The sequence below is a fragment of the Pseudomonas sp. GW823-FHT06E10 genome, assembly GCF_058794995.1.
Genome location: NZ_JBXAHJ010000022.1, coordinates 1 through 21,527, shown reverse-complemented (window position 1 = coordinate 21,527; position 21,527 = coordinate 1). Strand labels below are relative to the sequence as shown.

General features: G+C 59.6%; 23 protein-coding genes. 10 read left to right on the top strand and 13 right to left on the bottom strand.

Annotation, left to right across the window (positions count from 1 at the left end; all coding sequences use genetic code 11):
* Window positions 1-117 precede the first annotated feature (117 nt).
* Genes AC1Q6Y_RS26345 through AC1Q6Y_RS26335 form a run of 3 tightly spaced genes read right to left on the bottom strand, consistent with a single transcriptional unit; the run spans window position 118 to window position 1,978 of the window.
* Window positions 118-660, bottom strand: a complete 543-nt coding sequence (locus AC1Q6Y_RS26345) for a DUF2937 family protein (protein ID WP_057715995.1) — start codon at window positions 658-660, stop codon at window positions 118-120.
* An 11-nt stretch (window positions 661-671) separates the two neighbouring features.
* Window positions 672-1,448, bottom strand: coding sequence for a class II glutamine amidotransferase (locus AC1Q6Y_RS26340; protein WP_057715996.1), 777 nt, complete (start codon window positions 1,446-1,448; stop codon window positions 672-674).
* 32 nt (window positions 1,449-1,480) lie between these two features.
* Complete coding sequence (locus AC1Q6Y_RS26335; RefSeq protein ID WP_057715997.1) at window positions 1,481-1,978, bottom strand: hypothetical protein; 498 nt, start codon at window positions 1,976-1,978, stop codon at window positions 1,481-1,483.
* A gap of 213 nt (window positions 1,979-2,191) precedes the next feature.
* On the opposite strand from AC1Q6Y_RS26335, the gene AC1Q6Y_RS26330 reads away from it, so the two are divergent.
* Together AC1Q6Y_RS26330 and AC1Q6Y_RS26325 are read left to right on the top strand one after the other, a co-directional pair.
* Window positions 2,192-4,246 carry a S9 family peptidase gene (locus AC1Q6Y_RS26330; RefSeq protein ID WP_492588637.1) on the top strand — a complete coding sequence of 685 codons (2,055 nt, stop codon included), beginning with the start codon at window positions 2,192-2,194 and terminating at the stop codon, window positions 4,244-4,246.
* 217 nt (window positions 4,247-4,463) lie between these two features.
* Window positions 4,464-4,937: a Crp/Fnr family transcriptional regulator gene (locus AC1Q6Y_RS26325; protein ID WP_492625485.1), complete on the top strand. Its 474-nt coding sequence runs from the start codon at window positions 4,464-4,466 to the stop codon at window positions 4,935-4,937.
* On the opposite strand, the gene AC1Q6Y_RS26320 is transcribed toward AC1Q6Y_RS26325, so the two are convergent.
* Window positions 4,934-5,224 carry a hypothetical protein gene (locus tag AC1Q6Y_RS26320; protein WP_057716000.1) on the bottom strand — a complete coding sequence of 97 codons (291 nt, stop codon included), beginning with the start codon at window positions 5,222-5,224 and terminating at the stop codon, window positions 4,934-4,936. The genes AC1Q6Y_RS26325 and AC1Q6Y_RS26320 overlap by 4 nt on opposite strands.
* A gap of 95 nt (window positions 5,225-5,319) precedes the next feature.
* Here AC1Q6Y_RS26320 and AC1Q6Y_RS26315 point away from each other — a divergent pair, with 95 nt between their 5' ends.
* From AC1Q6Y_RS26315 to AC1Q6Y_RS26300, 4 genes are all read left to right on the top strand, one after another.
* The gene (locus tag AC1Q6Y_RS26315; protein ID WP_492625484.1) at window positions 5,320-6,006 is read left to right on the top strand and encodes a spermidine synthase; all 687 of its coding nucleotides are present in this window, start codon (window positions 5,320-5,322) and stop codon (window positions 6,004-6,006) included.
* A gap of 50 nt (window positions 6,007-6,056) precedes the next feature.
* On the top strand, window positions 6,057-6,428 hold the full coding sequence (locus AC1Q6Y_RS26310) for a YajD family HNH nuclease (RefSeq protein WP_007898702.1): 372 nt from the start codon (window positions 6,057-6,059) through the stop codon (window positions 6,426-6,428).
* Between the two features lie 193 nt (window positions 6,429-6,621).
* Window positions 6,622-7,092 (top strand): RNA methyltransferase, encoded by a 471-nt coding sequence (locus AC1Q6Y_RS26305; protein ID WP_007993783.1) that lies wholly within the window; start codon window positions 6,622-6,624, stop codon window positions 7,090-7,092.
* Between the two features lie 80 nt (window positions 7,093-7,172).
* Window positions 7,173-7,550: a YgaP family membrane protein gene (locus tag AC1Q6Y_RS26300; protein WP_492625483.1), complete on the top strand. Its 378-nt coding sequence runs from the start codon at window positions 7,173-7,175 to the stop codon at window positions 7,548-7,550.
* A 128-nt stretch (window positions 7,551-7,678) separates the two neighbouring features.
* On the opposite strand, the gene AC1Q6Y_RS26295 is transcribed toward AC1Q6Y_RS26300, so the two are convergent.
* Together AC1Q6Y_RS26295 and AC1Q6Y_RS26290 are read right to left on the bottom strand one after the other, a co-directional pair.
* Entirely contained in the window at window positions 7,679-8,908 is a 1,230-nt protein-coding gene (locus tag AC1Q6Y_RS26295) for a hypothetical protein (RefSeq protein WP_492625482.1), read from the bottom strand.
* Window positions 8,909-8,943: 35 nt separating this feature from the next.
* A complete protein-coding gene (locus AC1Q6Y_RS26290; RefSeq protein ID WP_008015986.1) occupies window positions 8,944-9,393 on the bottom strand; it encodes a YcgN family cysteine cluster protein in 450 nt (149 codons plus the stop codon).
* A 164-nt stretch (window positions 9,394-9,557) separates the two neighbouring features.
* On the opposite strand from AC1Q6Y_RS26290, the gene AC1Q6Y_RS26285 reads away from it, so the two are divergent.
* Window positions 9,558-10,151 (top strand): nitroreductase family protein, encoded by a 594-nt coding sequence (locus AC1Q6Y_RS26285; RefSeq protein ID WP_057716004.1) that lies wholly within the window; start codon window positions 9,558-9,560, stop codon window positions 10,149-10,151.
* Window positions 10,152-10,274: 123 nt separating this feature from the next.
* Here the strand turns inward: AC1Q6Y_RS26285 and AC1Q6Y_RS26280 are convergent, their stop codons facing one another.
* The 5 genes from AC1Q6Y_RS26280 to AC1Q6Y_RS26260 form a co-directional block, all read right to left on the bottom strand.
* Entirely contained in the window at window positions 10,275-11,207 is a 933-nt protein-coding gene (locus AC1Q6Y_RS26280; RefSeq protein WP_102671295.1) for a D-2-hydroxyacid dehydrogenase, read from the bottom strand.
* Between the two features lie 119 nt (window positions 11,208-11,326).
* On the bottom strand, window positions 11,327-11,620 hold the full coding sequence (locus AC1Q6Y_RS26275; protein ID WP_057716006.1) for a YcgL domain-containing protein: 294 nt from the start codon (window positions 11,618-11,620) through the stop codon (window positions 11,327-11,329).
* Complete coding sequence (rnd, locus tag AC1Q6Y_RS26270; RefSeq protein ID WP_150815305.1) at window positions 11,617-12,750, bottom strand: ribonuclease D; 1,134 nt, start codon at window positions 12,748-12,750, stop codon at window positions 11,617-11,619. The genes AC1Q6Y_RS26275 and rnd overlap by 4 nt, the downstream gene beginning before the upstream one ends.
* 232 nt (window positions 12,751-12,982) lie before the next feature.
* A complete protein-coding gene (locus tag AC1Q6Y_RS26265) occupies window positions 12,983-14,632 on the bottom strand; it encodes a phosphoethanolamine transferase (protein WP_492625502.1) in 1,650 nt (549 codons plus the stop codon).
* A 190-nt stretch (window positions 14,633-14,822) separates the two neighbouring features.
* Window positions 14,823-16,205, bottom strand: a complete 1,383-nt coding sequence (locus AC1Q6Y_RS26260; protein ID WP_057716009.1) for a glutamine synthetase family protein — start codon at window positions 16,203-16,205, stop codon at window positions 14,823-14,825.
* Window positions 16,206-16,703: 498 nt separating this feature from the next.
* On the opposite strand from AC1Q6Y_RS26260, the gene AC1Q6Y_RS26255 reads away from it, so the two are divergent.
* The 3 genes from AC1Q6Y_RS26255 (at window position 16,704) to AC1Q6Y_RS26245 (ending at window position 19,871) form a co-directional block, all read left to right on the top strand.
* The gene (locus AC1Q6Y_RS26255; RefSeq protein ID WP_090453687.1) at window positions 16,704-17,888 is read left to right on the top strand and encodes a cyanate transporter; all 1,185 of its coding nucleotides are present in this window, start codon (window positions 16,704-16,706) and stop codon (window positions 17,886-17,888) included.
* A 13-nt stretch (window positions 17,889-17,901) separates the two neighbouring features.
* Entirely contained in the window at window positions 17,902-18,819 is a 918-nt protein-coding gene (locus AC1Q6Y_RS26250) for a DMT family transporter (RefSeq protein WP_492625481.1), read from the top strand.
* A 113-nt stretch (window positions 18,820-18,932) separates the two neighbouring features.
* The gene (locus tag AC1Q6Y_RS26245) at window positions 18,933-19,871 is read left to right on the top strand and encodes a LysR family transcriptional regulator (RefSeq protein ID WP_492625480.1); all 939 of its coding nucleotides are present in this window, start codon (window positions 18,933-18,935) and stop codon (window positions 19,869-19,871) included.
* Window positions 19,872-19,874: 3 nt separating this feature from the next.
* On the opposite strand, the gene AC1Q6Y_RS26240 is transcribed toward AC1Q6Y_RS26245, so the two are convergent.
* Window positions 19,875-20,240 (bottom strand): 5-carboxymethyl-2-hydroxymuconate Delta-isomerase, encoded by a 366-nt coding sequence (locus AC1Q6Y_RS26240; RefSeq protein WP_090453683.1) that lies wholly within the window; start codon window positions 20,238-20,240, stop codon window positions 19,875-19,877.
* 58 nt (window positions 20,241-20,298) lie between these two features.
* Window positions 20,299-21,225 carry a LysR substrate-binding domain-containing protein gene (locus AC1Q6Y_RS26235; RefSeq protein ID WP_150815309.1) on the bottom strand — a complete coding sequence of 309 codons (927 nt, stop codon included), beginning with the start codon at window positions 21,223-21,225 and terminating at the stop codon, window positions 20,299-20,301.
* Between the last annotated feature and the right edge of the window lie 302 nt (window positions 21,226-21,527).

The window sequence follows — 21,527 nt, the reverse complement described above, 5'->3', positions numbered from 1 at the left end:
TGCGCAGCAGTCGTAAATCTGATAAACGCAGTACACCTGAAAAATGGGGTATCTGGTTTTGGGGCTGCTGCGCAACCCAACGGGGGCAAGCCCCCTCGCCACAGGGACCGCGCAGTGTTACAAACCGCGCAAATCCCGCTCTTCGATCGGCCGGCTCTGGCGCAGACGCTTGCCGCCCAGCACCACCCAGTCGATCAGTCGGAACAGGCACTCGATCCCGAACGACAGCAGCAACGCGCCGCTCATGCCCCAGACCATCGCTTCGGGCGTCAACAGGATCTGGTAGCTGTAGCCATTCCAGGTTTCCTTGCGGATATCCGGATCGGCGGCCAGCACCACTTGCAGGAAGCGGATGTACCACGGGCCCTGCATCGCCTGGAATTGCTTGTCCAGCGCCACCTGACGGGTCAGCAGGTTGCCCAGGCTGTCGGCGTCGCTGCGAAAGATCGGGTCTTCGCTGGCGCGGTAATGCGCGACCAGAGCCTGCATGTCACCCTTGAAGAACTGATTGGCGGTGTTCTGGAAGCCGCTCAGACTGGCCTGCGCCTCGATCAGGTGCGCCTCGACCCGCTTGGTGTAATCGCTGATGAAGCCCGGTACCTGGACACCGATCAACAGGCCCGCCGCAAACAACACCAGCCGTAGATAACTGAGCAACATGCAAGGAGTCCTTATTCGGTCTGGCCCTGGCTGACACATTCGCCGCGTCGCCACAGGCTCCATTGACCCGGTTCGTAACGGGTCCAGGTTTCGTTTTCGGTCAGGGGTTCGGTGGCGATGACGGTCACCACATCGTTAGGCGTGGTTTCGGCCTGAAAGTCGACGATCACGTCGACATCCTTCAAGCGTGCCGGGCCAAACGGTGCACGACGGGTGATTTGCGCCAGCTTGGTCGAGCAATAGCAGAACAGCCAGTCACCGTCGCTGAGCAGGCAGTTGAACACGCCTTTGCTGCGGTATTCGGCGCACGCTGCCACCAGATCAGGCAGCAGCTCTTCGACCTCGACCGGCTCGGGGAACGCCGCACGCACACGGTTGAGCAAATCGCAGAAAGCCGCTTCGCTGTCGGTATCGCCGACCGGGCGATAGAAACTGGTCACTGGCTGGAAGTCCGCCAACTGGCCGTTATGGGCGAAACACCAGTTGCGCCCCCACAGCTCACGGACGAACGGATGCGTGTTGGACAGGGAGACCTTGCCGACGTTGGCCTGGCGGATGTGCCCGATCACCACTTCGCTCTTGATCGGATAGCGCTGCACCAGGTTCGCGACCTCCGACTCGCAGCTCGCCGCCGGGTCCTGGAACAGCCGCAGTCCACGGCCTTCATAGAAGGCAATGCCCCAGCCATCGCGGTGCGGGCCGGTGCGTCCGCCGCGCTGCATCAGCCCGGTGAAGCTGAACACGATATCGGTCGGGACATTGGCGCTCATGCCCAATAACTCACACATGCTCGGACTCTCGCTCAATCGCAGGGGCAAGGTTACAGACGGGGTTCGACTCGCATCCGCTGAGGAGTGCTCGGCACGGGCGGACGACCATAACGATCATCGCCGGCACCGCCGAACGGTTGATCGTCCTCGGGCTCGTCGGCACGGACGGCGGCTTTGGCGGCGGCAGCCTGCTCCCTGCGGGCATTGGAGGCGCGCTCGATGGGGAAACGGATCGCCACCAGCACCAGATAGAGGCCGAACGCGATCATGCCGTACATGAACAGATCGGAAATCGCCCGCCAGGCGTTGTTGCCGACCTTGAACAGCAGGTCGAGCGCGGTAATGGCGAGAGCCGGTGCGATTTTGTCCTTGACCGGGTCGATGATGGTCGGGCTGAACAGCAGCACGACCATCGCCAGCCGTAGCGGCTCACGCAGCCAACGCCACATCCAGCGGGTCAAGCGCATCCACACCAACAGGCAGCCTAAAGCGGCGAAGGCGTAGAGGCCCCAAGCGATCAGATAGTCGTTCTCGGTCATGGTGTCCATGGCAAGGCAGGCAAAGAGGCGCTTATGATAACGGCTTTTCGCCCATCAGGCTGCATCAATGCCTTCGGTCAAGACATAGAACCCTGTGGGAGCGAGCTTGCTCGCGATGGCGGACTGACAGTCAACATTGATGTTGGATGTACTGGCCTCATCGCGAGCAAGCTCGCTCCCACAGGTTCCAAACCTATTCCGTACACTGCTCGAGAGCCCTTCATGCCCCAATCCGCCAACATTCACGACGCTCCGATTGCCCACAAGGCTGAAGGCTCCGACCCGTATGCCTGGCTGCAAGAGCGCGACACCGAGGCAGTGCTCGACTACCTGAAAGCCGAAAACAGCTATCAGCAAGCGCAAACCGCCGACCAGGCCGCATTGCGCGAAACCCTGTTCCAAGAGATCAAGGGGCGGATTCTCGAGACCGATCTGTCCCTGCCCTCGCCATGGGGCCCCTATCTGTATTACACCCGCACCACGGCAGGCGATGAGTACGCCAGGCACTACCGCTGCCCGCGTCCGGCCGATGACAGCCTGACCCTCGACGAAAGCCGCGAACAACTGTTGCTGGACCCCAACGAACTGGCCAAGGGTGGTTTCTTTTCGCTCGGGGCGTTCAGCATCAGCCCGGACCACCAGCGTCTGGCCTACAGCATCGACTCCAGCGGCGAGGAGATTTACACGCTGTTCGTGAAGGAATTGTCCGACGGCCGTGTCAGCGAGCTGGAATTCCAGGACTGCGACGGCAGCATGACCTGGGCCAACGATAGCCTGACGCTATTCTTTGGCGAACTGGATGACACCCATCGTCCGCACAAGCTGTATCGCTATCGACTGGACGGCACGGCGGCCGAAGAAGTTTTCCATGAGCCGGACGGGCGCTTCTTCATGCATTGCTACCGTTCAAGCTCCGAGCAGCAATTGCTGCTGTCCGTGGGCAGCAAGACCACCAGCGAAGCCTGGGTGCTTGACGCCAACCAACCGCAGCACGCTTTTACCTGCATCGCGCCACGGGTCGAGGAGCATGAGTACGACGTCGATCACGGCGTACTCAATGGTCAATGGACCTGGTTCATTCGCAGCAACCGTGACGGCATCAATTTCGCCTTGTACACGGCCGTCGATACCGGCGTCGCGCCCACCGAAGCCGACTGGCAGAACCTGATCCCCCACAGCGACACCGTGATGATCGACGGCATCAGCCTTAACACCGGGGCCATGACCCTGAGCCTGCGGGTTGGCGGCTTGCCGGTCATTGAAGTTCACCCACAAAGCCTGGCGCCTTATCGTGTGCAACTGCCGGATGCGGCCTACAGCCTGCACGTGCAAAACAGCCTGGAGTTCGAAAGCAACCGGATTCGCCTGCGCTACGAAGCGTTGAACCGTCCGGCGCAAATCCGCCAGCTTGAACTGGCGACCGGCGAGCAGAAAGTCCTCAAGCAAACCCCGGTGCTCGGCCCGTTCGATGCCGACGCCTACGTCAGCCAACGCCTGTGGGCCAGTGCGCCGGACGGCACGCAAGTGCCCATCAGCCTGGTGATCAAGCGCGCAGACCTGGGCAAACCCGTGCCGCTGTACCTCTACGGCTATGGTGCCTACGGCGAAAGCCTCGACCCATGGTTTTCCCACGCGCGCCTGAGTCTGCTGGATCGCGGCATGGCGTTTGCCATTGCCCACGTGCGTGGCGGCGGCGAACTGGGGGAAGCCTGGTATCGCGCCGGCAAGCAGGAGCACAAGCACAACACCTTCAGCGACTTTATCGCCTGCGCCGAACACCTGATCGCCCAAGGCTTCACCACTGCACCGCAGTTGGCTATCAGTGGCGGCAGCGCCGGTGGCTTGCTGATCGGCGCGGTGCTCAACCAACGGCCGGAGCTGTTTGGCGCCGCCATCGCCGAAGTGCCGTTCGTCGACGTACTCAACACCATGCTCGACCCTGATCTGCCATTGACCGTGACGGAGTACGACGAGTGGGGCAACCCTGAAGAGCCGGACGTCCATGATCGGATCAAGGCCTACGCCCCGTATGAAAATGTCACCGCGCAAGCTTATCCGGCAACCCTGGTGATCGCCGGTTACAACGACAGCCGCGTGCAGTATTGGGAAGCAGCCAAGTGGGTGGCGAAATTGCGCGCGACAAAGACCGACAGCAATCCCCTGCTGCTCAAGACTGAATTGGGTGCCGGGCATGGCGGGATGAGCGGTCGATATCAGGGATTGCGTGACGTAGCACTCGAATATGCATTTTTGTTCAAGGTTTTGGGCATGGCCTGAGGAACCCGGGCCGATGAACCGGTCTTAATTCCACACACTGGTAGCCGATACAACACCAGTACCCTGTGGGAGAGAGCTTGCTCGCGATGGCGTCAGCACATTCAACATTACCGTTGCCTGTGAAGCCGCAATCGCGAGCAAGCTCGCTCCCACAAGGGGTTTTCGGTGACTTCAAATTCGAGCCAGTAACAGACACAACAATAAAGACCGTGACGACATGTCTGAACCAACCTTTCTGAACAACGAAATTCGCGACTGGCTGATGGATTGCGGCCTGTTCAATCAACTGCAGCCAGCCGACTTCGCCGCGGCTTCGGGCTACTTCAGTATCAGCACCATTGTCCAGGGCGAGGAAATCTTCCAGGAGGGCGATGCCGGCAGTTTCATGTGCATCATCCATACCGGTCAGGTGGCGGTGCAGAAAACCAACGCTGACGGGCAGCGAGTCACCATCGCCACGTTGCGCAGCGGCCGCTCGTTCGGTGAAATGGCCGTGCTCGACGGCGAACGGCGCTCGGCCAGTTGCGTGGCCGCAAGCAACTGCCAGTTGCTCAACCTGGGCAAGGACTCGCTGGAAAAGATGCTCAACGACGCACCGAAAATCGCCGCCAAGATCATCCGCGCCCTCGCCGTTTCCCTTTCCAAACGACTGCGCATGGCCGACGGTCAACTGCTTTCGCAGCAGGTCTAGCCGCCCGGCGATTTGGTTTTCGGCGGATTGGGCTCCAGGCCCGGTATAGGCTGGTCCTTGATCGGCGGGCTGGGCATTTCAATCGGCACCAACGGCGGACCGCTACTGCCGGGGCCGACTTTAGGCAAAGGCGCCGGGCTGATTTGCGGGTACGGCGTGGGCGTCGCGGTGCCGGGCGAACCGGGTATCGGCGCGGGGCTTACGGGAATCGATTGCAGCTGTTGCGCCTGCACTGCAGTTATCGAGAGCGCGGCCAGGGCAATGACCGTTAGAATGGTGCGCTTCATCAATGGCTCCGTTGGCCTTGTCGTCATAAACAGGCTACTCCCAACTGCGTCTGTTTGCCCTCCCGAGTTCTGCCAATTTTCTTCAAGTGAGCCCCATGAAACGTTTCGTTCTGCTGGACACCACCCCCATCCCTGAAAACGGCGGCGCCCTGTGCCTGTTCGAATACGGCGAGGATTTTGTCATCAAGATCCAGGGCGGCGACGGCGGACAATTGATGAACACGCGCATGCACGGCTCCGAAGATGCCCTGGCCGAGATCCCGTGTCGCAAGGTCGCCGGCCGACCGGGTTCACGGGTGCTCATCGGCGGCCTGGGCATGGGTTTCACCCTCGCTTCGGCGCTCAGGCACCTGGGCAAGACTGCCGAAGTGGTGGTCGCTGAATTAGTGCCTGGCGTTGTGGAGTGGAATCGCGGGCCACTCGGCGAGAAAGCCGGAAACCCGCTTCAAGACCCGCGGACCGTGATTCGCATGGAAGACGTGGCCAAAGTCCTGCAGTCCGAGCCTCAGGGTTTCGATGCCATCATGCTCGACGTCGACAACGGGCCCGAAGGCCTGACCCAGAAAGCCAACAGCTGGCTCTACTCCGCCGCAGGCCTCAGTACCTGCGCCAAGGCCCTGAGACCAAAAGGCGTGTTGGCCGTCTGGTCGGCCAGCGCTGACCGGCAGTTTTCCGACAAACTGAAGAAGGCGGGTTTCAAGGCCGAGGAAGTGCAGGTCTTCGCCCACGGCAACAAGGGCACCCGCCACACCATCTGGATTGCCGAGAAGCTCAAGGGCTAGGCTAAACTTCACCCTATAACCGTCATTAGTCTTTCTACAAAGGTGAACCCATGAGTTCGTCCACCCCGACCAACACTTCGAAGCTGGATCGCATCCTCGCCGACAACCAGCGCGACAAGGAAATGGGCTACCGCGACAAGGCCCTGAAGATGTACCCGCACGTCTGTGGCCGCTGCGCCCGTGAGTTCTCCGGCAAGCGCCTGAGCGAACTGACCGTGCACCACCGCGACCACAACCACGACAACAACCCGCAGGACGGCTCGAACTGGGAGTTGTTGTGCCTGTACTGCCACGATAACGAACACTCACGGTATACCGACCAGCAGTATTTCGACGAAGGCTCGCTGAGCACGCCGAAAATCGCCAAGGCTACGCACAACCCGTTTGCGGCGTTGGCGGGGTTGATGAAGAAAGAAGACTGAAGATTTTCAGCGCCTGATCCGGCCTCATCGCGAGCAAGCTCGCTCCTACAGTTGATTTTGTGAACGACACAGATCAAATGTGGGAGCGAGCTTGCCCGCGATGGCAATAGCCCTGCCACCGCCAATCTCCAAACTGACCGCTGCCGCCCAATCCCCGTATAATCCCGCTTTTTTCCCGAAAGGCACCCCGCTCGTGGCAGACAAACGGTACAGCTGCATTGGTTTGTATAACCCCAAATCACCGGAGAACGTCGGTTCGGTGATGCGCGCCGCTGGCTGTTATGGCGTGGCGTCGGTGTTCTACACCGGCAAGCGCTATGAGCGCGCCGCAGACTTCGTCACCGATACCAAGCGCGTGCACTACGACATCCCGCTGATCGGCATCGACGACCTGAAGAAAATCCTGCCCCTCAATTGTGTGCCCGTCGCCGTGGAACTGGTCGAGGGCGCCCGCCCGTTGCCGGAATACACCCACCCGGATCGCGCGCTCTACATCTTCGGCCCGGAAGACGGATCGCTGGATAAAGAGATTCGCGACTGGTGCGAAGACGTGGTCTACATTCCGACCACCGGTTGCATGAACCTGGCCGCCACGGTCAACGTCGTGCTCTACGACCGCATGTCCAAGGGGCTCAATACCCGCTCCGGACCAAAATTCCGCTGAATCGCCACACATCCGATTGAACGAGCTGCCCGCCCAGGCTGTCAGTTTGACTATCGATCACTGAAGCCTGGAGACAGACCATGAGCGAACTCAAACCCGTCGAGCGTATCGAATCCACCCCGTTCCAGAGCCCTTCCGAGCAAAACGTGCAGGGCTGGGAACGCATTGGCTCCCTGGCCGGTGGCGTGGTGATGGTGGGCAAGGGACTGCGGCGTGGCGGGATCTTTGGCCTGATCCAGGTGGCCATCGGCGGCGTGGCCCTGGCGCGTGGAATTACCGGCCACAGCTCGGCGAAAAGCCTGCTGGAGAAAAGCCGTCAGGACATGAACAACGTGCGGGCGAAAATTCAGCGGGCGGGTGAAGAGTTGAAGACGCTGAAGGCCAATGCCGAGGCGGCGACCAAAACCGCAACCGTTACCGGCGATGATTCCTTGAAGTCGCCGAAAGCCGGGGTTTGAATCAGGATTTGCGCTGAAGCCACTGGCCTCATCGCGAGCAAGCTCGCTCCCACAGGGTTATGTGGCGCTCACAACATTTGTGTTCACCCCCAATCACTGTGGGAGCGAGCTTGCTCGCGATGACGGACTCACTGAAGTAAACCGGTATCAAGGACTTTGGAAGAGTCGCCAATAACACTCTCCGACAGCTGCACAAAGTCCTTGGTATCAACGTTATCCATCCGCATCACCCCGCGCAACACATCATCGAGCGAACGCTTGTTGTGGGTTTTCAGGCGAATCTCGCGGTCCAGTTCCTGCAGCAACACCACCGCCCTGGCCACCTGCGTCGAGCTGATCCGCTCACCGCGCAGCGTGGTGACTTTCTGGCTGATCTTGACCAATTTGCGATGCAGGCTCTCGTAGCGCTCATCGCTCATGCCGCCAGCCCGACGCACCAGTTCGATGGCGTAATACTCAGCAAAGCCCTCACTGATCCAGTCACTGCGCCGGGTGCCTTTGACGCGCCCGAACACCTGGGCCAACTCACGGACCAGGGCACTGGTGCCGCTTTCGCTGACCAACGGCAGGCGACTGTTGAGATAGATCGACTCGTGCGCCGACTGGCTGCCGCGCCACATTGGATCATTGGCCCCGACGATCAGCAGTTTGCCCGGGTGTCGCGGATACAGCGCCTGCACTTGCGGCCAGACGAAGGTCAGCAGCGTCAGCACATCCATACGGCGCATGCCCTGCCCCAGCGGCGAGGCGACTGTGACTTCGGTCTCGCCCAGACGAGTGCGGCGACTGCCGAGCTCACCAGCGAGCATCCAGCCGGTAGGCCGGTCGAACAGTCGGGAAGGGTTATCGATACGGAATTTATTCGGGCCGATTCGTGGCCAAGCGGTTTCAACGCTTTTCCAGCCACCGGGCAGCTCGAACTCAAGGCGTGAAACCAGTTCGATGCCGTCCTGTTGATCGAGTCTGGCAGCCGGCACCAGATTGTCGCCGCGCATCAACGCCCAGCCTGGCGTCATGCGCGTGTCGAAGCTGCCGCTCTTGCGCCCGTGGCTGATACTCACGCGGTAGGTCAGGCTGGCCTTGTCCGCAGCCGGACGCCAGACACCGCGCGCCGCTTTGCCGGGGGTCAGTTGCCATTGGCCGTCAGCCTTGAAATCGCTGTAGTGGCTGCCGTCGCCAAGGTCGAAATCCAGGCTGCGTACCGCCGAGCCCTGGGCGAGCGTCAGGCGCACTTCGGCCTGATCGCTCTGCGGCAACAGGCGCACGTGGTAATCCAGATTGACCTTGTTCGCAGCCCATGCCGGCGAATTCACGGCCAGTAATCCAAGGATCCACGCCTGCCGCCATCCCACAGCCATACACACTCCTTCGTGAAACGTTGAACCTCAGGCAATCAGCCTGCGCGGAAAATCAGATGATCTTCCCAATCATCTTCCGGCACGCTGCCTTCGGCGAGCATGCGCCCGGACTGGGAAATCCGCTCGTGATGAACGGCATCGCGATCACCGCACACCAGGTGATGCCACAACGGCAGGTCCTTGCCTTCGCTGACCAGGCGATAGCCGCAGGTCGGTGGCAGCCATTTGAATTCGTCGGCCTTGCCCGGCGTGAGCTGGATACAGTCCGGCACCGAGTCACGGCGGTTGGGATAGTCCGTGCACTGGCAGGTTTTCAGGTCCAGCAACTTGCAGGCGATGCGCGTGTAATAGACGCTGTTGTCGTCTTCGTCTTCAAGCTTTTGCAGGCAGCACAATCCACAGCCGTCGCACAGCGACTCCCATTCCTCCTGATCGAGTTGATCAAGGGTCTTGCGTATCCAGAACGGTTCTACTTTGGCGGCCATGGTTCGAGCATCGACATCAGGTGGTGAAAAGGCCGCCAGTCTAGTGCCCGCAGCTCCGCGGGCCAAGCATTGGCGACTGTCGGTACACCGGGCTTGTCAGTTTTTGCGCTGCCAAGTAGGGTTTTGTGTTGCTCCCACTTTCAAACGTAGCCAGGAATCTCTTGATGAGTGCCAACCCACGCGTTGCCGATTACGCCATTCACCCTCAGTTCACCGATCGCTGGTCGCCCCGCGCCTTCACTGGCGAAACGATTCCGGAGGAAACCCTGCTGAGCTTCTTCGAAGCCGCCCGTTGGGCACCCTCGGCCTACAACTCGCAACCCTGGCGCTTTCTCTACGCTCGTCGCGACACGCCGAACTGGGAGCGTTACCTGGGCCTGCTGAACGAATTCAACCGCAGCTGGGCGCAACATGCTTCGGCCCTGGTGATCGTGATTTCGAAAACCACCTTCGCCGTGCCTGGCGCCGCCGAAGAAACCCCGGCCCTGTGGCACACCTTCGACACCGGTTCCGCCTGGGGCCACCTGGCCTTGCAAGCGAGCCTGAGCGGCTGGCACACCCACGGCATGGCCGGCTTCGACCAGGAGCTGACCCGCAAGGCGCTGAACATTCCTGAAGGCTACGCCCTGCACGCCGCCGTCGCGGTGGGCAAGCTGGGGGACAAGGCGAGCCTGGCGGATTATCTGCAAGCCCGTGAAGAACCCAGCCCGCGTCGTCCATTGAGCGAGTTGGCGGCTGAAGGTGACTTCACCCTCTGAGCCATACTGAAAATCCCTGTGGGAGCGAGCTTGCTCGCGATAGCGGTAGGACAGTCAATATTGATGTTGAATGTACCAGCCTCATCGCGAGCAAGCTCGCTCCCACAGTTTTTGAGGGTGTGTTCAATACCCGCGATCGAAATCCACTTCCCCGCGCAACGCCTCTCCCGCCTCATAAGCCCGCAGGTTCTCGACAAACAGCTTCACCATCATCGAAGGCGAAGTCGGTGCCGAGCTGTGGCCGGTCAGCAGCAGGCCCCAGGCCGTCCAGAACGGATGACGCTGGGGCAAGGGTTCCTGACGGCACACATCGATCACTGCACCCGCCAGATGCCCTTCCTTCAAGGCATCCACCAGATCCGCATCGACCACCGCCACTCCGCGCCCGGCGTTGATGAACAACCCGGTCGGCTTGAATTGCTTGAACAGCGCCGCGTCGTAGACATCGTGGGTGTCCGGCGTGTTCGGCAGCAGATTGACCACGTAATCGACTTCACCGACCAGCCGCGGCAAATCCGCCATCGAACCAACTTCGATAAACGGTGCCTGCTCCCGTGCGCTGCTGGCAACGCCATACAGTTCGACGCCGAACGGCACGAGGAACTGCGCGACACTTTGACCGATATCACCGGTGCCGACGATCAACACCCTGCGCCCCGCCAGGCTCTGGACCTGGCGACTGTCCCACTTGCGCTCGACCTGGCTGACCAGTCGCGCCAGCACTTCACGCTCGTGACCGAGCATGTACGTGAGCACGTACTCGGCCATGACCTGGCCAAAGATTCCGACTGCACGGGTCAGCCGATAGTGCCGCGGCAAGCCATCGGCCAGCAGCGGCGTGATGCCGGCCCAGGTCGATTGCAGCCATTGCGGTTGATGACCCTGGCGTAACAGGGTCGCCAGCAAATCAGGCTGGCCGAGCCACACCGGGCAATCGGCGGCCTGGCTGGCCAGTTCGGCGGAATCACCGCTGGTCAGCACCTCCAGGTCCGGTGCCGCCTCGCGCAACAGTTGGGCGTACACGGGGTGGTCGTGTTCAGCAATCAGGACGCGCATGCTTCAAACCTTTCAAAAACAGTGCAGACGGCCGCCGACAGAGCAGTGCTCCGTCGATGCTGCCATCGCTAAAATCAATCAGTGTTTCATAACCACTCTGAACAGAGTCTGTCTGCCGCTCACATCGGATCGTTGCGACGCAACAATTCTTCCGGCAAGTGCTCGATGTACTCGTCTTCGGCAGGCGGCATTTGCAGGTGATAACCCTGTTTCTCGAGGTTTTCCAGCACGACCGTGATGTCCTCGCGCGACAGCTTGCGCTCTGGGCTCAGTACCAGGTCGAACGCGTGGATGGCCTTGCCGAAGGCTGCCATCAGGGTATCCGGCACGCGCTCCAGAGCATCGCTCTTGAGCACATACAGGTACATTTCGTTTCTTTTCGAGCTGCGGTAGATGGAGCAAATACGTTTCAAGGCTGTTCTCCGGCGGTGGCCAGGCTGTCGAGCAGCGCCTGGCCCATCAATTCGCGGCGCCAGCCACGCAGCGAATCAGGCAATTGGTAGGGACCATTGGGGAAGCCGCTCTTGAGCAGCGCTTCCAGGGTTTTCTTGCGCAGCATCAGTTCCGGCGCGATGTTCAGGCGCTCGGCTTCGGCCTGGCCTATGGCCTTCATTTGTTTGAGCAGCGCAGCAGCATCCACCGGCAACGGCTCCGGCACGGCTGACGGCCACTGATCAGGCGACACACTGCCAGAGCGCTTGATCAGATCAAGCAGAAACTCGCCGTCCTGACGCACGGTACGTGGGTGCATGTCTTCGATTTTCGCCAGCGCGCCGAGGTTATCCGGTTGCGTACGCGCCAGTGGCCACAACGAATGCTCGCGGATGATCCGGTTGCGCGGCAGGTCGCGGGCCCGGGCTTCCTTTTCACGCCAGGCGCAGAGCTCACGCAAAACGGCAAGTTGGGCGCGAGACAGCTTCCAGGCCAGCTTGGCATCGCGATAGACCTCGTACGGATCGATCTCGCGGCGCAGGTTGGCCACCAGTTCGGCGCCATCTTCCAGGACCCAGGCGTATTTCTCGTCGGACAGCTTTGGACGCAGTTTTACGAAAACTTCAGCCAAATGCACGGCATCTTCGGCGGCATAGCTGATCTGGGTTTCGGAAAGCGGGCGTTGCAGCCAGTCGGAACGGGTTTCCCCCTTGGGCAGGTCGATGCCGAGCACTTCCTGCACCAGCCGCGAATAGCCCATGGAAAAACCAAGGTTCAGATAAGCGGCAGCCAGTTGCGTATCGAACAGCGGCGCCGGCAGGCTGCCGGTCAGGCGTAGCAGGACTTCGAGGTCTTCGCTGCACGCGTGGACAACTTTGACCACCGCAGGGTTTTCCAGCAAAGCGGCCAATGGCTGCCAGTTGTCGATGGTCAGCGGGTCGATCAGATAGGCGCGAACGCCATCACCGATCTGCAGCAGGCCGGCGATTGGGTAGAAGGTGTCGACCCGCATGAATTCGGTGTCGAGGGCAACGAATGGCAACTGTTGCCACTCGGCACACAACCGTCCGAGGCTATCGTTGTCGCGAATCCAGTGAATATCGATGGCCACACGGCTCTCCCTTGAAGAATGGCGCGCAGTATATATCGCCCCCGGCGATTTCCGCGCATCCACTGAACAAGAGCATTAGCGAAAATTACTGCGCGACATAAAGAATAGTCCTACAAAGCCGAGCTAGCTGGTCTTGCCCAGCACCTGGAACCGTCGCGAGAATCACCGTGTTCGGCCAACACCGGTCAAAAACCAGGTCGGTGGCCGCTGCGTGAAACAGAGTCAGAGGCGATCAATCCTTGGCCAATACGCCGTCTGTCACTGGACCACGACATCCGGCAAACATGTCCAGATCCTGGTGGTAGACCTTGCTGTCAACCTCCAGCAGCCCAAGCATCGAATGGAACAGGTTGTCCTGGCTGAGGGACTTTTCACGGCTCTGTTGCAAGCAGCGGGTATCTAGCGCAAACGACTTTTTATAGCTGTCGGAGAACCAGGCAAACATGGCGACATGCTTTTGCTGCTCCGGTGCCAGCATGTAGGGCGTGCCGTGGAGGAACAAGTTGTATTCACCCAGGGACTCGCCGTGGTCCGACAGATACAGCATCGCGGTATCCACTTTGTCCTGGTTGCTGCGCAGCAGATCGATCAAGGTCGACAGTACATGGTCGGTATAGACCAGGGTGTTGTCGTAGCCATTGACGATACTTTCGCGGCTGCAATTGTTCAGGGCATTACTCTCGCAAACCGGGGTGAAGCGCTCGAACTCTTTCGGATAACGCTTGAAGTACTCAGGACCGTGGCTGCCCATCTGGTGCAATACCAATACCGTGTCCTTGTCCAGGGTATCGATGAAATGCTGCAGCCCTTGCAGCAGGATTTCATCGCGGCATTCACTGTTGGCGCACAGCGCCGGGTCCTTCAGATTACTGACGTCCTGAAGGGTGACGCGATCGCACGTACCTTTGCAGCCTGACTGGTTGTCGCGCCAGATCACGTCGATACCTGCATGCTTGAGCACGTCCAACAGGCCTTCTTCGTTCTTTGCCTTGCTGGCGTTGTAGTCTTTGCGCCCCATGTTGGAGAACATGCAAGGCACCGATACGGCGGTTTCAGTACCGCAGGAGTGCACATCGGTGAAAGCGATCAGTCCGTCTTCCTTACTCAGCTTCGGAGTGGTGTCGCGGCTATAGCCAAGGATGCCGAAGTTCTCCGCCCGGGCACTTTCACCCACGACAAGTACCGTCAGGGATTTGCGCCCGTGAGTTTGCCAGGCTGGATTGCGCCGGGCATCTTCACCGAGCTTCACAAAAGGTTGATGTGCAGACGCAACCTGCTCGCGCAAGAAGCCAGCCGAGGCACCAATGTAGTTACTTGGCACCACCATCAGGCGTAACTCGTGGTGATTGCGAAACAGCGAAGACAGGCCTTGATAGTTAACCAGTGCAACTCCACCAATGACTGCTGCCGAGGCAAAAGTCACCAAAACTTTACTGAGCAGTTCACGGTGCCAACGACGATAATTAATCGGTGTCTTCCACAACAGCCAGGACGGCAAAACGCCGAGCAGTAAAATATAAACAAACAACTTGAGCGACAGTAAGTCACGCACTTCCGTTGCATTGGTCTCGGCGAAGTTACGCAGCATGCCAGTATCGATCAAAACACCATACTGGCTCATGAAATAAACCACGCCCGCGCTGGTCATGAACAGCAGGGTCAGAAGCGGCTTGAGCACCGGCCGGAATGCCAGCAGGGTCATCACAATGTTGAAGGCCGCGAAGATCATCACCCCGAAGGCCGCGCACATGACGATGCCTTTGCCATCGGATGCGGTGATTTCGAACAGGTGCTGCCAGAGTACAAAATTGAAGCCAACTAACAAAAGTGCACTGGCAATCAGTGTCACCCATTCGGGGCGCACGGCTTTAATATTAAGCATGATATTTGGCGGATCCTGAAAATAAGTGTCTACGGCAAATGTGAAAATTTCATTTACCGAGACAGCTCTAATTTTAGGAAGCCAACAATCAATTTTTTGTGAAAAATAAGCCAACAATTAGTTGGCTTATTAAGTCCGTCTGACACTTTCAGACTATTTGAGAATGGTTCAGCCCCGATTCAGATTCGACTCAAGCCTGATGCAAGTACCAGCGCCAGTCCTGTTCACCGACCTCCCCCATGAATTGACGATACTCAGCGCGTTTCACCGCCAGGTAGACGCCGAGGAATTCACCGCCGAAGGCTTCCCTGGCCCAACTCGAACCTTCCAGTGATCGCAAGGTGGTCAGCCAGTCTGTCGGCAACAGTTTCGTGGCCTGGGCGTAGCCATTGCCTTCCACCGGCGCACCAGGATCGAGTTGTTCGCGGATGCCGCGATGAATACCGGCCAGAATCGCCGCAGCCGCCAGATAGGGGTTGGCATCTGCGCCACAGATTCGGTGTTCGATGTGCCGGGAATACGCAGGCCCGCCTGGGACACGCAAACTCACGGTGCGATTGTCCACGCCCCAGGTGGCCGCCAGGGGCGCATAGCTGTTGGCCTGGAATCGACGGTAGGAGTTGGCGTTGGGGCAGAACAGCAACAGCGAATCGAGCAAGGTACTGAGCATGCCGGCGACGGCCTGCTTGAGCAGCGGCGTTCCATCCGCAGCTTCGCTGGCGAAGAGGTTGTTGCCGTCCTTGTCCGCCAGGCTCACGTGCATGTGCATCCCGGTGCCGGCGAGGTCATCGAAAGGCTTGGCCATGAAACAGGCTGTCATGCCGTGCTTGTGCGCCACGCCTTTGACCAGACGCTTGTAGCGCACCGCTTCATCCATCGCCTGTAGTGCGTCGGTGCGGTGTTCGAGGGTGATCTCCACTTGCCCCGGCGCGTATTCGGAAATGGCCGTGCGCGCCGGAATCCCCTGGAGTTTGCAGGCACTGTAGAGATCGGCCAGGAACGGCTCGATCTGTTCAAGCTCGCGTAAACCATAGACCTGGGTGCCGTATGGACGCCCGCCATCGACATCCCGTGCCGGTTGCGGCCGGCCATTGCTGTCGCGTTGCTGATCCAGCAGGTAGAACTCCAATTCCGCCGCCATGACCGGGTAATAACCGTCGGCCTGCAAACCCTCGATGACTTTCGCCAGCAAATGACGGGGATCGGCAATAGTGGCGGGCATTCCCTCCGTTGGGTGCATGCTGACCTGCACGGCCGCGGTCGGTATCAGACGCCACGGCATACGCGTGAGGCTGCCGCTGATCGGGTAGGCCCGGCAGTCGATATCACCGACATCCCAGACCAGCCCGGAGTTTTCCACGTCATCACCGTTGATGGTCAGGCCGAGGATGGTGCTCGGCAATGGTCGCCCGCTTTCATACACCGCCAACAACTCGTCACGATGCAGCAACTTGCCCCGCGGCACACCGTTGTTGTCGAGGATGAACAGCTCGAACATTTCAATATCCGGGTTCTGCTCCAGAAAGGTCAGGGCTTCTTGCCGGGTGGCAAACGAGGTCGTGGCACAACTCATGGGAACTCTCTTTTTCCGTGTCAGACGGGTACGCAAAAGCACCCGCACTTTAATCCCGCCATCAAGCGGAACAGGTAGGAACAATCAGCGGAAAAAGCAGGAATCCGGCGGGCGCGCATGGCGGCAATGCCACAGCGCCCAAAAAGCCAGTTCAGAAGGAAGTGCAGAGAGGTTTGGCGCGGTGGCAGGCGTGAATCGACGACCAAGGCTCGACGCTCGAACGCCGTTGGATGCCTTGCAGTGGATTGCGACTGGCCAACCGTCCATAGAGAGAACCGCAGAAAACAGATGACCCGCAGAGTCACACGATGGCTTAAGTCGTTAAATCAGGATTTGAAGAACCTTGGATGTCGTCTGGCTAAACATTTGGCGGTTTTGTGCTGCCTTCTGTGGGGAGAAGGCCTGTATTTGATTTCTAAATACCACCCCGGACTTTCTGATTTGTGCCCTTCGGGCCTCGCGCGCCTTAATCGCCTGCCTATTCATCAAGGTCCGATCATGGAAAACACCCGAGCCACTTCCCGCCCTGCCCTCTGGCTCATGTTCAGCATTGTCCTGGTTGCCCTGAACCTGCGCCCTTCCATGGCCGCTGTCGGGCCGCTGCTCTCAGCGATTCGCGACGACATTGCGCTGAGCTTCAGCCAGGCTTCACTGCTGACAATGTTGCCGGTGACGGCCATGGGGCTGGCGATGTTTGTCGGCCTGCGCGTCAGTCAGCGATTCGGCGATCAACGCACGGTAGTCTTCTCGTTGCTGATCATCGGCGTGGCCACGCTTTCGCGGTTGTTCCTTGATTCAGCCGCGCAGTTGCTCCTCAGCGCGGTGCTGGCCGGTGTCGGGATCGCCCTGATCCAGGCCCTGATGCCAGCGTTGATCAAATCCCGCTTCAGCGACCACGTAGCCCTGTGCATGGGGCTCTACGTCACATCGATCATGGGCGGTGCGGCCATGGGTGCCTCCTTTGCGCCGCTGGTGATGGAACGTACCGGCAGCTGGCGTATGGGCCTGGCGATCTGGGCCGTTCTCGCTGTGCTGGCATTGCTCTTCTGGCGCAGCCAAAGCGCGGGGATGCCAACACTGGATTCGAGGGCATCCGGCAAAGGTTCGTACTTTGCCAATTCCCGCGCGTGGTTACTCGCGATTTTCTTTGGCCTGGGCACTGCGTCCTACACCTGTGTTCTGGCCTGGCTGGCGCCTTACTACGTGGAAAAGGGCTGGAGCGAGCAACACGCCGGATTGCTGCTCGGGTTTCTGACCGCCATGGAAGTGTTGTCGGGTCTGTTGACGCCCGTCATTGCCAATCGCAGCCGCGACCGCCGCGTCGTGCTGATGGTATTGCTGACACTGATCATCGCCGGTTTCTGCGGACTGATTCTGAGCCCACGGCATTTGAGCCTGCTGTGGCCATGCCTGCTGGGGCTGGGCATTGGCGGCCTGTTCCCGATGAGCCTGATCGTATCGCTGGATCACCTGGACAATCCATTGCGTGCTGGCGGCCTGACCGCATTCGTGCAAGGCATCGGCTACTTGATCGCCGGCCTGTCGCCGCTGCTGGCGGGGATCATCCGCGACCAGCTCGGCAGCTTTGAATGGGCCTGGTGGTCGCTCACGGCGGTCATGGCGCTGATGATGCTGATGGTTTTGCGCTTCAACCCAAGGCACTACGCCCGCCACATCCATTGACCCGGAGCCTGTCATGAAAACCACCGTTTTCGCCGTCGCTCACGCCAGCATGCTGCTTTGGGCCTTGTTGATCGCCGCATCGTTTTCCGCGGCGGCGCAAGTCAGTCAGGCCATCGACCCGATCCTGCTGACGGGTTTACGCCTGCTGTTTTGCGCTTTGGTGTTTCTGCCGTTGTTGCTGCTCAAAGGCGATGCCGTGATGACCGCCCGCGCATTGTTTGGTCACGCGGTGCTCGGCCTGCTGCTGGCGTTGTACTTCGGTTCGCTGTTCGAAGCGTTGCGCTACACCTCGGCCGTCAACACCGGGACGATGTTCACGCTGGTGCCACTGATGACCTTGGGTTTCGAAGCCGTGCTCACACCTGACAGCCGTCTGAAACAACGGATTATGCCGATGCTGCTCGCCGCTGCCGGGGCAGTGTTGTTGATCATGAAAGGCATCGGCCCCGGCGAGTTGCCATCGCCCTATGCATTGACGGTGTACGGCATCAGTTGCTTGGCGATGGCGCTCTACGCCCCCCTCAGCCAGCGTCTGAAAGCCAATACCCTCAAGGGACGCGAACCGGTGCCCATGACGTTCTGGAACATGCTGTTCGGTGCGCTGTTTCTACTGGTGTTCTGTGGATTCAGTGGCGGTTGGCGTTCGGCATCATTACTAACGCTCAACGACTTCTATTGGCTGATGTACCTGGCAGTGTTCGCCACCCTGGCGACGTTCTGGCTGCTGCACCGGGCCATCGGCGTGATCGCGCCGTCCTCGGTGATTTCCTACATCTATATGAGCACGCTGTTCATCACCTTGTTCCACTGGCTATGGGGACACCAGACGCCGCTGCCGCTGGAAATGACCGGCGCGGTGCTGGTGGGCCTCGGCATGTTCGCGCTATTGATGTCCAGCCGCCGCGCCGTGTCGGCGATGGTCCAGGGCTGACACGGCCTTGGGCGAAACGTCCTGCAAGGCATTCTCCCTGCTCGCCCATTCCGCTAGGATAATTCACCCCCCTTGCACATGGTCAGCGCAAGGGACGCAGCGAGATGGAATGGATGCTGAACAGTAATTCGCTTAGAAAGCTCGACATGCAGGACCTCATGGTATTCGTCGCCGTGCATGAGCAGAACAGTGTCACCGACGTATCCGAGACGCTTTGCGTCAGCCAGTCCACCGTGAGTTATTGCCTGAAAAAATTGCGCACCAGTTTCGAGGACGAACTGTTCATCAATACTCGCACCGGCGGCATGCAGCCCACCGGCAAGGCCAGCGCGATGTACCCTCACGTGCTGAAAATCCTCGAAAGCATCAACCTGTGTCACGCCGGCTTACCCACGTTCGACCCAGGCCTGCAACCCGTGACCTTCAACATCTGCGCCCCGGAATATTTCGAGCAACTGATCCTGCCGCGCTTGTTGAAAACCTTCGACCTCGCCGATCTTCCGGTGATGGTCAATGTGTTCAAACTCCAGGCCGATATCCCTGCCCAAGCGTTGCGCGAAGGCAGCCTCGACCTGGTGATGTGCTTCGGCCCGAACTTTCATCGCAGTCACGTCGATTTCAAATCGCAGACGCTGCTCGAAGATGACCTGGTGTGTGTTTTCGACAAACGCGCCACGCCGGCAGTACCACGCTTGAGCCTGCAAACCTATGTCGAACGTCGACACGTGTTCCCGACACCCTGGACGTCCGCCACCAACATGGTCGACGGCTGGCTTGCGCAGCAGGCACAACAGCGCCATATCGTCGCACGCGCCAACAGCTACAGCGCAGCGCTGAAGCTGATTACCGGCACCGACTATGTTCTGACCCTGCCCCGGCGCATCCAGCGACTACTGGCCAGTGCAGACACCTTCGATCACTGTGAAGCCCCCGCTGGCCTGCCGGGTTTCACCCTCGACATGCAGTGGAACCAGGGTGTTGATCAGGACAGCGCCAACACCTGGCTGCGAGCGCAAGTGATCCAGGCCTGCTTCGAGCAGGAAACGGCCTGATGCTCAGTTGCTGATGGCGGTCTTGCTGTAGGAATCGCGATCGATGTCGAGAATTTCCACGCACAACTGGACTTCAACGCCGCTCGGCCACTCACACACGTCCTGCACCACCGCCAGCAGGCTTTCAGACAGCTGTTTCTTGATCTGTGCGGAACGACCACTCAACAGTGCCAGTTTCACATGCACGAACGCCCGTTCAGCCAATGCAGTACCGACCTTGAACGCCTCGACCCTGATCGCGCGGCTCTTGATGTCGAATTCGGCAGCAAACTGACCGGAAGCCACCAGTGTATTGTTCAACCGCATCAATGCCACTTCGGCATTCAGATCAGTCAGGTTGGCGGTGTATTCCATGTGCAGGTGAGGCATGAGTGGGTTCCTGTAAGTGGGGTGGAAAAGTCGTACATATAACACAGCGCCACCCTGTTCATTCGGGCAGCGGCAATACGGCACGCTCACTCATGAACGCCTCCAGGCGCGAACGTAACCAGCGCTCGGCAGGGTCGCTATCGACATGGCTGAGCCAGACCATGGATAGATCCAGGGTCGGTGTCTTGAAGGGAAAGGGTTCCTTGAACAGCATTCCCGATGCAGCCATCGCCTCAGCGGTGTAGTCCGGCAGGCTGGCAATCAGGTCGGTGCCGGCAAGCAGTGCCGGCAATGCACTGTACTGCGGCACCGAAAGCACCACCTGGCGTGTGCGACCGATATCCGCCAGCCACTCGTCGGCATAGCCACTGACGTTGGCGGTATGGGACACCAGCACGTGCGGTCGCGCGCAATATTCATCGAGGGTCAGCGGTGTATCAGAGGCATCGGCGCGCAAAATGCTGGGCTGGATGTGTCGCAACAACTTGCGCTTGGCATTGGCCGGCAAGCCACGGGTCTGGCTGATACCCACCGTGATATCGCCGGCTGCCAGCAAGTCGGGAATCCGCCAGTAATCGACATGCTGCACCACAAACACCACGTTGGGCGCTTCCTGGCGCAGCGCTCGCAGCAATGGCGGCAACAACCCGAACTCCACATCGTCGGACAACCCGATGCGGAACGACATCGTACTGCTGGCCGGGTCAAAATCATGGGTCAGGCTCAAGGCCACGGACAAGGAATCCAGCGCCGGCGACAGGTGCCTGATGATCTCCTCGGCCCGTGCCGTTGGCTCCATGCGATGGCCAACGCGTATGAACAGCGGATCATTGAACATCGCACGCAAGCGGTTGAGCGCCGAACTGATGGTCGGCTGACCGAGAAACAGCTTCTCCGCCACCCGAGTGACATTGCGTTCGAGCATCAGCGTTTCGAATACCACCATCAGGTTGATATCCGCTTTGCGAAGTTCATTGCGATTCATCCACTGCCCCGATCCAAAAAATCTGCTGACAGTTTAGGTAGCTGGTGCGACTGCCGTCTATCCAACACAGGTCCAACAGCCCAACGCGAGTCAGGTTTATGTGATTTTTTTACAATGACCTTGTAGGAGCGAGCTCGCTCGCGAAGAACGCTAACGATGACGCGGGAAACCTGACGCCCCGCGGCGCTCTCGGGTTTTTCGCGAGCGGGCTCGCGCCTACAGGAGCGCCAAAAACAAAACCCCTACCTGCATACGCAGATAGGGGTTTCGGAATTTAATCTTGACGATGACCTACTCTCACA